The following is a 12,961-nucleotide window of genomic DNA, read 5'->3' on the forward strand; positions in this document are numbered from 1 at the left end:
CCAGATCATCCGCGACCTGACGACGCGAAAGCCCGCTGGTCAGCGCAATCCGCACCGCATCCTTGCGAAATTCATCCGTTCTGCCTGTGCCCATGGTTTATCTCCTTTGCTGCACATTACGTCATCAAAGGAGCGGCACCAAACCGCGACAAGTCCAAGCGACAGCGTCGGTCCGATCAGCGTCATCAACGCCACGCGTCGGTTCAATTCGGTGCTGGCTGTCAGTTTGCCCCTACGTCTGATGGAAGGCGGCGGATGCAGTCTTCGGTGGCGATGGACAGCTATCAATCTAGGGCACAGGACGGCACAGTATTAGCATCCGACTGGCGCTAACCAACATAAGTCAAAGCGTATCATTCGCGCGGGGCATGGGCCGGACGATGGATTTTGATCGCAACGCTAAAAAGGGGCTGCGCCACAGATCATCCCCTGTGGCGCAGGTGGTCAATCAGCAGGCGAAATGCAGGGCTCATTTGTCGTCGGTTGGGATAATACAGGTGATAGCCTTCCCAGACCGGCCACCAGTCTTGCAAAACCGGCAGCAGCTGCCCCGCATTCAGATATGGCGCCGCCCGGTCATGGGGCATATAGGCAATGCCAATCCCATCCAAAGCAGAGGCCAGTCGTAGCGGTAGGTTGTTAAAGGTTGCAGGGCCATCCACACGCACGCGGGTTTCATCGCCATCCTTTTCCAGCTCCCATGCAAATAGCCCGTTATGGGTAGGTAAGCGAGTGTTGATGCAGCGATGTTCGGTCAGTGCTTCGGGTGTGTGCGGCATGCCGTGTTTTTGCGCATAGCTGGGCGCAGCAACCATACACATAGTAATATCGGGACTGATACGCACTGCTATCATGTCCTTGGCCACCTGTTGCCCCAGCCGTACACCGGCATCAAAACCCTCGGCCACAATGTCGATCAGCCCGCCATCCACCCCGATTTCCACCGCTATATCGGGATAGTCGTCCAAAAAAACGCCCAGTTTCGGTTGTAGAATGGCGATGGCGGGATGTTCGCCCGCGCTGATGCGGATCGTGCCGCGCGGGGTTTGCCGGTCAGAATTCAGCGCGTCCAGCGCGTCTTCCATATCATCGAATTGTGGGCCCAGCCGTGACATCAGGCGCGCCCCTGCTTCGGTAGGAGACACGCTGCGTGTTGATCGGGTCAACAGCCGAACGCCCAAGTTTTCTTCAAGGTTTTTGACGGTTTGCGATAATGCCGATTGCGACATTCCCAAATGAGCCGCCGCACGGGTAAAACTGCGGTGCCGTGCCACCACGGTAAAGGCGTAAAGTTCATTAAACGTCCTGCGCATATATTATGCCCTTTTGCTTATGGTGGCATTCAACTTTATACACCTAATCGAATAAATAGGGGCGCTCTAGGTAAGGGACAAGCCCGGGCATGCCCCGGGGAAACCGCAATTCCCTTAGGGGACGCTATACGGGACCACCTATGACACAGGCTTCCTCTACGCACATCAAGGCTGTGCTCGCATTAATCGTACTTAGCTATGCGATGATCGTGCTTGATATTTCTATCGTATTGACGGCCCTTCCACGGCTGCAGACGGATCTTGGCTTCACTGATGCGGGGCTGTCCTGGGTGTCCTCCATCTACACCTTGTTCTTTGGAGGGTTCTTACTATTGGGGGGGAAGCTGGGCGACCTGTTTGGTCGCCGCCGCATGTATGTGATCGGCCTTGGCATCTTTGCACTTGCGTCGCTGGCCATTGGGCTGGCGCAAAGTGCGGGATTTATCGTGGCGGCGCGGGCGGTTCAGGGCCTGGGCGCGGCCATTCTTGCGCCCTCTACGCTGGCGCTGCTGCAAGTGACTTTCGCGGCGGGCGAACAGCGGAACCGGGCTGTTGCGTTGTATTCGGCGGCTGCGGGTGTCTCGGCCAGTTTTGGTATGGTGCTGGGGGGGCTACTGGCTGATTTCGTATCGTGGCGCGCGGGGTTCTTTTTGAACCTGCCGGTCAGCCTTGGGTTGTTGGTTGTGGCGCTGCGTTTCGTACAGGAAACGCCAACGTTTCAGGGCAAGATTGATCTGGGCGGTGCGGTTTTATCGACCCTGGGCCTGGGCGGTTTGGTTTTTGCCGCTGTCCATGCGGCAGAAACGGGCTGGGGCAATTGGGGCTCTATTGGGGTGCTGGCCGTCGGTGCGGTCCTTCTGGCAGCGTTCTTGATGGTTGAAGCACGGGTGCGAGAGCCGCTTCTGCCCCTCCGGCTTTTGACACATGCCGAACGCAGTGGCGCCTATGGTGCGCGCGTTTTGTTCCTTGGGGCCAATGTCGCCTTCTACTTTTTCGTCGCGCAATACATGCAAGAGGTTCTGGGCCTGTCGGCGGCGATGACCGGGCTTGCGTTCTTACCGGCCACTTTTGTGAATTTTTTGGCTGCGATGAATGTCACCCGGATGATGGGGCGTGTGGGGCGTGGACGGGTTCTGCTGCTTAGCCTTGTGACCTGCGGTGTCGGGCTTGCATGGCTGTCACTGCTGGGAACCGATAGCAACCTTTGGACCGATATCATGTTGCCGATGATTTTTGTTGGTTTTGGGCAAGGGGCCGCTATGGCACCATTGACCTCTGCTGGTATCACCGATGTTGAGCCGCGCGATGTTGGGGCGGCATCTGGCACGGTGAATGTGGCACATCAGATGGGGTCTTCATTGGGTCTGGCCCTTTTGGTGGCACTGGCCACGTTGACATCGGCCTCTGGCAGTTCCGCTGCCGCAATTGCCGAACGCACATCGCATGCGCTTATGGGGGGCGCGGTTCTGGTGTTTGCTGCGCTTGTGATTTCCAAACTCTTTATCCTGCGGCGACAGCCCTAAGCCAGTATTGGCAGAGCAGATTTATCGGCCCTGCTTATGCGGTTTATCCCATTTATGCGGGTAATCGACAGGCGGGGGGTGCCCCATTTTGGACCTGCATACATAATTCTCGGGGCGACTTGGTCTGAGAACAACGACACCAAGGGATGTTTATGATGAACAAGGTAACGACGACCCTTTCTGCCGGCCTCGGGCTTGCTGGAATATGCGCCATTGCTGCATGGGCAGAGCCAAATCAAGTCCGCTATCCGACACAAGACATGTTGGGCGGTTTGGTCCATTATACCACGGTCCGGCGCGGAGATGTGACAGAGTTCATGTATACCTCTGCTCAGGCGTTGGCCGCATTGAAGGCAGGCGAAGAGATCCCTGACGGCACGCAGGTGATCTTGCAAGATTGGCGCGAAGGAGAGGTCTATCGCCTGTTCGTGATGGAAAAAGGTGACGGTTTTGGCGATGCCTATACCGACGGCACGCGTACTGGCGATTGGCAGTTTCAGTGGTATTGGCCCACGGGTCAGATCAACACAGATGAAAACACGGCGCGCTGCCGATCCTGCCATATGTCGCGCGAAAGCCGCAGCTATCTGTATACCTATAATGACGCGCGCAGATTTGAATGATGGTGCTGCGCTGGACCCGCCCTTGGCCGCGCCTGATCGTGGACGGTGCGATGGTGATGTGTTTGATGTTGGCCTTTGCCTATTGGTGGTTGGGCAATGCTGTGCATGAGGCGACGGGCACAGTCTTCTTGATCATCGTGTTGCGCCATGTGGGCAATAATCTGTTTTGGTGGAAAGGGCTGCGCTGTGGCGGCATGACGGTCCAGCGAGCGTTCAATTTGATCGTTGGTATGGGCCTTACGGTGACGATTGCGCTGTTGTTAATCACCAGCATCGGCGTCTCGCGCGTATTGGCCCAGTGGCTGCCGATGCCGCGCTTTTTCATTTTGCAAGAAGTTCACTGGTTCGCGGCCTATTGGGTGATCGCCTTGGCGGCGCTGCATCTGGGGGTGAACTGGGTCCGGATCTTCGCGTTATTGCGGATGGTGGCCGGGCGTGGTGTGCCGCGATGGGGTGTGCCGGTGCTGTGGTTGATGGGTATGGCGGCCGCAATTCAGGGCATATTCAGCGGCACGATCCTTGGCTTTTGGCCTCGGTTGCGCTTCAGCTATGCGCTGTCGATGTGGGATTTCAACGCGTCTGTTTTGCCGTTCTTTGCGCATTGGGGGGCGACGCTGATGACAATTGCGATGGCGGCGCATCTGGCGGTGTTGATGACAACGCGCTTGTTGCGCAGGCGCGTGGGCTGATTTTCGGGTCCAACATCGGCGGCGGTGACTTTGGTGGTTGGCCATCGATTCACACGGTCGGATACGGCAGCGGATTGAACATGCGGTGTAACGGATGCAGGTTACCCTGGACGGTAGAGGATACCGAAGGGAGACGATGTGGACCGTTGGACAGAATTTCAGGTCTTTGTGAAGATTGCCGATGAACGCAGCATGACCCGCGCGGCGGAGGCATTGAATACGTCTGTGTCTGGCGTCAGCCGGCACCTAAGCAATCTGGAAGCGCGCCTGGGCACACGGCTTATTCAGCGCTCTACCCGGCAGCTGAGCCTGACAGATGAGGGGGAGCGGCTGTATCGCGACGCCCGCGACCTGCTGGCTACGTGGGAGGAGGCCGAGGCCAATATCGCGATGGGCTCACATGTGCCTACGGGGCGCTTGCGTATCGGTGCGTCCTTGTCCTTTTCGCTTTTGCATTTGATGCCGGCGGTGAAAGCCTTCCGCGAACTTTATCCGTCGCTGTCGGTCGAGATTGTTTCGTCGAACCGCTATTATGATCTGATTGAGAACGGTCTTGACCTTGCCATTCGCCTAAGACGGGTAGAGGCAGACAGCTCTATCACCATTCGCAGGCTCGCAGAAACGCGGCGGCTGCTGGCCGCGTCGCCGGATTATATTGCGCGTCGCGGCATGGTCCAACACCCGTCACAGCTGCAAGACCATGACCTGATTTTATATTCCCTTGCGGATAACTGGAATGAATTCAACTTTCGTCGCGCAGATGAGCAAATCAAGGTCGAGGTTGACGGCGGCATTGTGGCCAATGATGGGCAGCTGATTTGCGCGGCGGCACGTGACGGGCTGGGGATCTTGGCGCAGCCCACCTATATCATTCAGGCTGATCTGGACGCTGGGCGTTTGGTGCGCGTGCTGGACGATTGGGATCTGCCCCGACTAACGATGAATATCGCCTATCCCAGCAAGTATTTCATGCCCTTACGCACAAGGCTGTTCATCGACTTCTTGGTCGAGACCTTTCAGCACAATAACTTTGAAGCGCTTTGGACGCGGTAGGCTTTTTGCAGATTTTGCAATAAAGTTTCCCAAAATTGTCTGTTTATCCCGTAATTCGTGAATGTTAATCAGTCTCTGCTTGGTGCGGTCATCGGCGTGATCTGGGAGGGTCAGCCCGTGTAGTGCCAGCATCGGGACATAGCATCAGGGAGGAGAAACTGATGATGAGGCATTTCGCGACGGCGCTTTTGGCGACCACAACATTGGCGACCACAGTTCAGGCACAAGACAGCAGCAAAGTGTTCTTTTTGCTGCCCAATACCACCACGATCCGGTTTGAAAGCCGCGACGCGCCATTTTTCGTGGAAGCGCTGCAGCAAAAGCTGCCCGGCGCCAATGTGACCGTGCAAAACGCACAGGGTGATCCGCAGCAACAGCAACGCCAGATCGAAGATGCGATTGCGCAAGGCGCGGATCTGATCTTGCTGACTTCGGCAGATGCAAACCTTGTTGCCGGTGGCCTGGCCGCAGCGGAAATCGACGGAATTCCGGTCGTTCTGTATGATCACGATGCGATTGGCGGCAAGGCCGAGGCGCATGTTGTGTTTGACTCACTTGCCGTAGGGCAAGCACAGGGCAGCCGCGCCGCAGAGCTGATTGATGCGATGGACAAGGCGCCCGTGAAACTCGCCCGGGTGAAGGGCAACCAGGGCGAATTTGGCACCGGGCAATATGAAAAGGGCCAAGATGAATATCTGCAGCCCTTGATCGACAGCGGTAAGGTTGAGATCGTCTGTGAACAATATACCCAAAATTGGGATCCGACGCTGGCGCAGGCCTTTGCCGAAGACTGCCTGACGCGAACCGGTGGCGATGTGGATATTTTCCTGGGAATGAATGACGGCACCACCGGCGGTTCGGTCGCGGCCCTGATTAGCCAAGGCTATGCACCGGGTGAGAAAATCGTCACCGGGGGGCAAGATGCCACGGTGGAAGCACTGCGCTATATCGCACAGGGATGGCAGGACAATTCTGTGCTGAAGGATTTGCGGCTGGAAGCCAATGCTGCGGCGGATGTTGCCGCCTCGATCCTGGCTGGAAACGGCGTGCCACAAGACATGATCAATGGCCGCGTCAACAATGAATATATGGATGTTCCGGCCGTCTTCTTGCCTGTGAACAATATCACCCAGAACAATCTGGGAGATGCGGTCACTGCCGGCGTCTGGACCTGGGATGAAATTTGCCAAGGCGTTGAAGATACCGAAATTTGCCAGTCAAATCAGTAACACGCTGCTGCGGGGCGGCGTAATGGTCGCCCCATCACTTCCAAGGGAGGAAATTGAGATGACGGACGCGACACCGGGTCGGTCAGCTACACCGCTGATCTCGATGCGCAATATTCACAAGCGGTTCGGTTCTTTGCACGCATTGCGGGGTGCATCGCTGGATGTGCACGCGGGCGAGGTCGTGGCGCTGGTTGGGGACAACGGCGCGGGTAAATCCACCATGGTCAAGGTCATGGCAGGCGTGCATATGGCCACCTCGGGCGAGTATGAATTTGAAGGCAAGCCGGTTACGATCAATTCGCCCACCGATGCGCAAAAACTGGGTATTCAGACAGTGTATCAAGACCTTGCGCTCTGCGCTAATCTTGACGCGGTGCAGAACCTTTTTCTTGGTCGTGAATTGACCGGATCGGGCCTGTTTGGCCGCCGTCTTCGCCGTGCGGAAAGCGAAGTCAAAGCGCGTGAGGTGCTTGGCCGGATGCGTCTGGGCAATCTGTCGCTGACCCGCCCGGTGGGCGCAATGTCAGGCGGGCAACGCCAAAACATCGCCATTGCCCGGTCGATCCTTTGGACACCCAAGGTCGTGATCCTTGATGAGCCCACCGCCGCGCTTAGCCATTCCGCGGCCGAGCAGGTCGGCACATTGATCCGCACCCTTGCCGATCAGGGTCTGGGCATCGTCGTGGTCAGCCACGACATTCATAATTTCGTCGTCAACGCCACCGACCGGATCGAGGTCATGCGGCTGGGGGCAAATGCCGCCAGCTTCAAATCCAGCGAAGTGACCGGCGAGCAGGTCGTGAACGCCATGGTTGGCGGGAACGAAGGCGTCAATCTCGCGGGCTGACCGCATCAGATATTCAAAGGAACCCTCATGGCGGATACCACTGTCACCACTGCGGCCCCACCCCTTGTGCGTCGTCGCAGCATCGGAGAGCTGCTCTCCAGCGATTTCCGCGCCTTGCCGATTGTTATCGGTCTTGTGGCGCTTTGGGTCTTTTTCACCATTCAAAGCGACGTGTTCTTGACGGCGCGCAACCTGTCGAACCTTTTGGTGCAAAGCACTGTGGTGGGCATTATGGCGCTGGGCGTCATGTTCGTTCTGCTGGTGAAGGAGATCGATTTGTCGGTGGCCGCGATCAACGGCGTGACCTCGGTTCTTATGGCCAAGCTGATCGTTGAGGCAGGGGTGTCACCCTGGCTTGCGGTGCCTATGGCCATTGCGATCGGGGCGCTGATCGGCAGCCTGTCGGCGCGATGGGTGACCTTTGTCGGCGTGCCCTCTTTCGTGGTGACGCTTGGGTTGGGCCTTGCGCTTAATGGTTTACAGCTGATCTTATTGCCCGCCACCGCACGTTACAGCCTGAACGGCACGGGGCTGGAGAAGATCGCGCTGACCAATATTGGCGGCATCTGGGCGTGGGTCGTGCTGGTCATTGGTTTGCTGGTCTTTGCCGGGCTGGTGTTTTCCGAGGCGGCGCGGCGAAATAAAGCCGGGCTGGAAACCCCGGTGATGCGCGGCGTGGTGGCGCCGATCGTCGCAGCCACAGGTTTTGGTATCGTCGTGGTTGCCATCTTGTCGGCGCATAAGGGCATTCCGCTGGTGGTGTTGATTTTCGCGGTGTTGCTGGGGTTGGGTGGCTATGTGCTAAAGCAGACCCAGTTCGGTCTGTATCTTTATGCGGTGGGCAATAATGACGAGGCGGCGCGTCGTTCGGGCGTAAAGGTCGACCGGATCAAAATGACGGCTTTTGCCATTGCGGGCGGTGTCGCGGCGCTGGCCGGGGTAATTGCCGCATCGCGGACCCTCGGTGTGGGCGTTTTTTCCGGCGGTGGCGTTGGGGGTGGCACCTTGTTGCTGGAATCCATCGCGGCGGCAGTGATTGGTGGGGTCAGCCTGTTCGGCGGACGCGGTTCCATCCACGCGGCATTACTGGGGGCGCTGGTGATCGGCACGGTCAGCAACGGTCTGAACCTGATGGGGGTGGAAAATGAAATCCGTTTGATCGTCACCGGACTTTTGCTGGTGCTTGCCGTTTCCATCGACAAACTGATTGAAAAGGCCACGGGTCAGCAAAGCTTCTGACAAGGCCTTGGGCCACGCCTGCCCGTTACCAGGCGTGGCCCCAATACATAGGTTAAAAGGGCGTAAGCGCCGCTCAATCCAAAGGAAAATGTCATGGCAAATACGCAAGACAGCGCATTCGACGGCGGATATTTCGACGAAGAAATGTCGGTTGAGGTTGTGAACTCTCGCATTGGTAGTGCCGCCGATCCGCGCCTGAAAGAGGTGGTGAGCATTCTGACAAAACATCTTCATGCGGCTGTTAAAGAGATCGAACCCACGCATGAAGAATGGTTCGCAGCCATCCGGTTTTTGACCGAAACCGGACATATGTGCACCGATTGGCGTCAGGAATATATCTTGCTGTCTGATGTTCTGGGGGTGACGATGTTGGTGGATTCGATTAACCACCGCCGCCCGTCGGGCGCCACGCCCAACACCATCTTAGGGCCGTTTTATGTGGAGGGTGCACCGCATTATCCCAACGGTGCGAATATCTGCCTTGATCAGAAAGGCGAACCGACACTGGTGCGCGGGCGCGTAATGGATGTTGATGGCAACCCCGTTGAAGGGGCGACCATCGATGTATGGCAAACCAATGATGACGGGTTTTACGATGTGCAGCAAAAGGGCGAACAGCCTGAATACAATCTGCGCGGCGTGTTCAAATCCGATGCCGATGGGCGTTACTGGTTCCAGACGGTCAAGCCGCGGTTCTATCCTATCCCCGATGACGGCCCGGTGGGCAAGCTGTTAGGTGATCTGGCCCGCCATCCCAACCGCGCAGCGCATATGCATTTCATCGTCACTTCTGAGGGCTACGATGAGATCATCACCCATATCTTCACCCCTGATTGCCCTTACCTGAAAGAGGATACGGTCTTTGGCGTGAAGAAAGATCTTGTGGCGAATTTTCAGCATATCGACGATCCAAAGATGGCTGAAGACTACGGCATGCCCAATCCTTTCCTTTTGGCGGACTGGGACTTTGTCCTTGCACGCAAAACCCCCGCATCCAACGGATAAAAGCTATGAAACTCGACGATATCAGCCTTTGCGCTTCTTATTGGACTGTGGCAGGCAATACCTATCCCGGTGCCCCGACCGAGGTCAGCCCCTATAGCCTGGCCGAACGTGCGGCCGTTTGCGGGCGCACAGGCTGGCAGGGCATGGGCTTTGTCATGGACGATGTGGAAGTGTCCATTGAACGCTATGGCCTGGCTGGGATGCGCCAGATCTTTGACGACAACAATATCCAACATGTCGAGCTGGAATTCCTAGTAGATTGGCACCTTGATGGCGATCGCCGCGCCCTTTCGGGGCGGATGTATAATCGGATGCTTGAGATCAGTGATGCGCTTGGTGTGCGTAAGATCAAGCTGGGCGGCGGCGTCTTTGAAACTCAGGCGCCGGATGTGGGCGCGATGCGGGCCGCCCTTTTTGACATTTGTGAAAAGGCGAAACCATTGGGCATCGATATTGTGATCGAATTCCTGCCCTTTGCCAGTATCAACACGATTGATCGCGGTCTGGAACTGTTCCGCGATCTGGGCGTGACCAATGGCGGCTTACTGGTCGATACATGGCATGTGGAACGCGGTGGAATGAGCGCCGATGACATCCGCAAAATCCCGCCCGAGTTCTTGCTCGCGGCAGAGCTGGACGATGCCGGCCCCGAGATTTTGGGTGATCTGTTCAACGATTCCACCCATTACCGCAGGCTGTGCGGTGAAGGGGCCATCGACATTCCGGCGCAGATCCAGGCGATGCTGGATCAGGGGTATCGCAGCTATTGGGGGGTGGAGCTTATCTCGGCCTATCATCGCCATTTGCCGCTGGAAATGGCCGCAACCCGCGCCTTTGACACCACCATGCAACAATTTGCCAAAATCGCCCTGCCGGCTGACTGACACGTCAATTCAAGGAACTCTCCCATGATCGGAATTGCAACACTGGGCGCAGGTCGCATCGGCAAAATCCATGCCGGCAATGTGGCCGCCAACCCCAACGCCCGGCTGGTTGCCGTGGCTGACCCCTTTGCCGAGGCCTGCGAACCGCTGGCCGCGCAATACGGCGCCTGTGCGATGACGGACCCGATGGCGGCCATCGCCCGTGATGACGTTGATGCCGTGGTGATCGGCACACCCACCGACACCCATATCGGGTTGCTGATGCATGCGGTGAAACTGGGCAAAGCGGTTTTATGCGAAAAGCCCATCGACCTTGATATGGGCAAAAGCGCGCAGGCGGCCGCCCAGATCGAAAAGCTGGGCGCAAAGGTCATGCTGGCATTCAACCGCCGCTTCGACCCAACATTTGCCGAAATTCGCCGGGCCATTGATGTGGGCCAGATTGGCGAGGTTCGGCAGGTCGTGATTTCCAGCCGTGACCCGGGCATGCCGCCCGAAGGCTATGTGAAATCTTCGGGTGGGCTGTTTCGGGACATGACGATCCATGATCTGGACATGGCGCGCTGGCTTCTGGGCGAAGAGCCTGTCAGCGTGACCGCGATGGCGTCGCGCGTTGTGGATCCTGCGCTGGTAAAGAAATATGATGATTTCGATACGGCGATGGTGATCTTGCAAACCGCCAGCGGCAAGCAGGCGCATATCAATAACTGCCGTGAAGCGGTCTATGGCTATGATCAGCGGATAGAGGTTTTGGGTGCCACCGGGATGCTGACGCAAGACAATCTGCGTCCCACCACCATGCGCCTGACCACCGCGACGATGACAGATGCGCAGCAGCCACTGCTGAACTTCTTCCTTGAACGCTATACGCAGGCGTACCGGGCCGAGATGGAGGCATTTATCGCCGCGCTGGCCAGCGGTGGCCCGCTGCCCACAACCGCCGTAGACGGGGTGCAGGCGCTGCGCCTTGCCGAAGCGGCTTTGGAGTCTGTGCGCACTGGCCGCACGGTCTCGGTCTGAATTTAAAGGGAGGATATCTTATGACCTATGCAATCGGATCCGACACACCGCTGGGTATAGCCTGTCTGGGCATCACCCATCCGCATACCTCTGGCCGGGTGAAAGCGTTCAAACGCATGGCCAACGCCCGGGTCCTTGGTGCCTATGATGACAGTCCGCTGTTGCAGCCCTTCGTGGAGGCGATGGGAATTGAGGCGCGCAGCAAGGAAGACATTCTTGCCGATCCGAATGTCCATGCGGTGATGATCCATCCCAAAAGCTACCGGATGGCCGATTGGGCAATCGAGGCGATGGAGGCCGGTAAAGCCGTCCTATGCGAAAAACCCGCCGGTCGCGGATCGCAAGACACAGCGCGGCTGGTGGATGCCGCCGAACGCACCGGCCAGCTTTTTCAGGTTGGCTATTGCTGGCGCTATGCGCCATCGGTCGACAAAATGCAGGAAGTTTTGTCCAAGGGCCAGCTTGGCAAAATTTTGCAAGTGCGCGCCCATGCGGGCTGTTCGCATAACGAGGCGGATACCGACCACATGCGCCAGCCCGGCGATATTGGCGGGGCGTTCTATGTCATCGGCTGCCATACCATCGACCGGCTGCTGCTGCATTTCGGTATGCCGAACAGTGTAAACGCGCGGATTTCCAAATTCGCGGGTGTCATGCCCGACAATGCCCGCGAAGACGCTGCAGGTGCGATCTTGAATTACGACGACAAGATGATCACCATCGACTTCATGTCCTGGGATCCGATGCCCTGGACTGAAAGCTGGGATATCACGGCCTATGGCACCGATGGTGTGATGCATTCGCGCCCTATGCCTGCGAGCTATAAAATCTACAGCACAGGCAAACACGGGCTTGCACAGGGCTGGACAGAGTATAACGAAAATTCTTTCCCTGAAATTTGGGCTGTGCGCAAAACCGTTTATTCGCCTGAAATCGCAGAGATCGGCAACCCGGTTTACTTTGATCGTGAAGCGGCCGCGTTTGAGCATTCTTTGCGCAGCGGCGCGCCGTCCAATGTGCCCGCATCACAGGCACATAACATCAACCGCATCCTTGAGGCGCTGTTCAAATCATCCTCTGACAACGGGGCAGAAGTCATCCTTTGACCTGGCCCAGTTTTGACGGGCTGGTCGTGCCGCTCCCTTGGGATCCGTTCCAAGGGGCCGGTCGCTTGCGGTCTTTCACCTGCCAAACGGGTCTCTGGCAAGGGGCCATAGATATAGGATAAGCGATCATGATTAAGCATATCGTCATGTGGAATATGGCCGGTGACACGGCTGAAGAACGGCTTCAGGCCGCGCAATTTTTGCGCGCGCAGTTTGAAGCCATTCGCGCTGAAATACCCGGGCTGCTGCGTCTTGAAGTAGGTTTTGATCACAGCCGCGTGGATTACGCCTGCGATGTGGTGCTTTACACAGAATTTGACAGCCAGGAATCGTTGGATGGCTATGCGGTGCACCCGGCGCATTTGCGGGTGAAAGAGGCGCTAGGAAAATCGCGCATCGCCCGGCATCAGGTCGATTATAGATTTTAACA

Annotated in this window: 13 protein-coding genes; 12 read left to right on the plus strand and 1 reads right to left on the minus strand. The window is 57.2% G+C overall.

Annotated elements, in window-relative coordinates:
* Positions 1-422: 422 nt before the first annotated feature.
* Positions 423-1,313, minus strand: coding sequence for a LysR family transcriptional regulator (locus BFP70_RS11845; RefSeq protein WP_066011800.1), 891 nt, complete (start codon positions 1,311-1,313; stop codon positions 423-425).
* Between the two features lie 140 nt (positions 1,314-1,453).
* On the opposite strand from BFP70_RS11845, the gene BFP70_RS11850 reads away from it, so the two are divergent.
* From BFP70_RS11850 to BFP70_RS11905, 12 genes are all read left to right on the plus strand, one after another.
* Complete coding sequence (locus BFP70_RS11850) at positions 1,454-2,836, plus strand: MFS transporter (protein ID WP_066011801.1); 1,383 nt, start codon at positions 1,454-1,456, stop codon at positions 2,834-2,836.
* A 155-nt stretch (positions 2,837-2,991) separates the two neighbouring features.
* Entirely contained in the window at positions 2,992-3,459 is a 468-nt protein-coding gene (locus BFP70_RS11855; RefSeq protein ID WP_066011856.1) for a cytochrome P460 family protein, read from the plus strand.
* A gap of 2 nt (positions 3,460-3,461) precedes the next feature.
* Positions 3,462-4,148 (plus strand): DUF4405 domain-containing protein, encoded by a 687-nt coding sequence (locus tag BFP70_RS11860; RefSeq protein WP_176715556.1) that lies wholly within the window; start codon positions 3,462-3,464, stop codon positions 4,146-4,148.
* 138 nt (positions 4,149-4,286) lie between these two features.
* A complete protein-coding gene (locus tag BFP70_RS11865) occupies positions 4,287-5,201 on the plus strand; it encodes a LysR family transcriptional regulator (protein WP_066011803.1) in 915 nt (304 codons plus the stop codon).
* Between the two features lie 161 nt (positions 5,202-5,362).
* A complete protein-coding gene (locus tag BFP70_RS11870) occupies positions 5,363-6,430 on the plus strand; it encodes a sugar ABC transporter substrate-binding protein (protein WP_066011804.1) in 1,068 nt (355 codons plus the stop codon).
* A gap of 58 nt (positions 6,431-6,488) precedes the next feature.
* Positions 6,489-7,277 (plus strand): ATP-binding cassette domain-containing protein, encoded by a 789-nt coding sequence (locus BFP70_RS11875; RefSeq protein WP_066011805.1) that lies wholly within the window; start codon positions 6,489-6,491, stop codon positions 7,275-7,277.
* Positions 7,278-7,304: 27 nt separating this feature from the next.
* Positions 7,305-8,516, plus strand: coding sequence for a sugar ABC transporter permease (locus BFP70_RS11880; protein WP_066011806.1), 1,212 nt, complete (start codon positions 7,305-7,307; stop codon positions 8,514-8,516).
* A 93-nt stretch (positions 8,517-8,609) separates the two neighbouring features.
* On the plus strand, positions 8,610-9,521 hold the full coding sequence (locus BFP70_RS11885; RefSeq protein ID WP_066011807.1) for an intradiol ring-cleavage dioxygenase: 912 nt from the start codon (positions 8,610-8,612) through the stop codon (positions 9,519-9,521).
* Positions 9,522-9,526: 5 nt separating this feature from the next.
* Positions 9,527-10,405 carry a sugar phosphate isomerase/epimerase gene (locus BFP70_RS11890; RefSeq protein ID WP_066011808.1) on the plus strand — a complete coding sequence of 293 codons (879 nt, stop codon included), beginning with the start codon at positions 9,527-9,529 and terminating at the stop codon, positions 10,403-10,405.
* A 24-nt stretch (positions 10,406-10,429) separates the two neighbouring features.
* Entirely contained in the window at positions 10,430-11,425 is a 996-nt protein-coding gene (gene iolG, locus BFP70_RS11895) for an inositol 2-dehydrogenase (RefSeq protein WP_066011809.1), read from the plus strand.
* Positions 11,426-11,445: 20 nt separating this feature from the next.
* On the plus strand, positions 11,446-12,531 hold the full coding sequence (locus BFP70_RS11900) for a Gfo/Idh/MocA family protein (protein ID WP_066011810.1): 1,086 nt from the start codon (positions 11,446-11,448) through the stop codon (positions 12,529-12,531).
* A gap of 128 nt (positions 12,532-12,659) precedes the next feature.
* Positions 12,660-12,959, plus strand: coding sequence for a Dabb family protein (locus BFP70_RS11905; RefSeq protein ID WP_066011811.1), 300 nt, complete (start codon positions 12,660-12,662; stop codon positions 12,957-12,959).
* Positions 12,960-12,961: the final 2 nt, after the last annotated feature.

Source organism: Thioclava sp. SK-1, from assembly GCF_001705665.1.
Taxonomy (GTDB): Bacteria; Pseudomonadota; Alphaproteobacteria; order Rhodobacterales; family Rhodobacteraceae; genus Thioclava.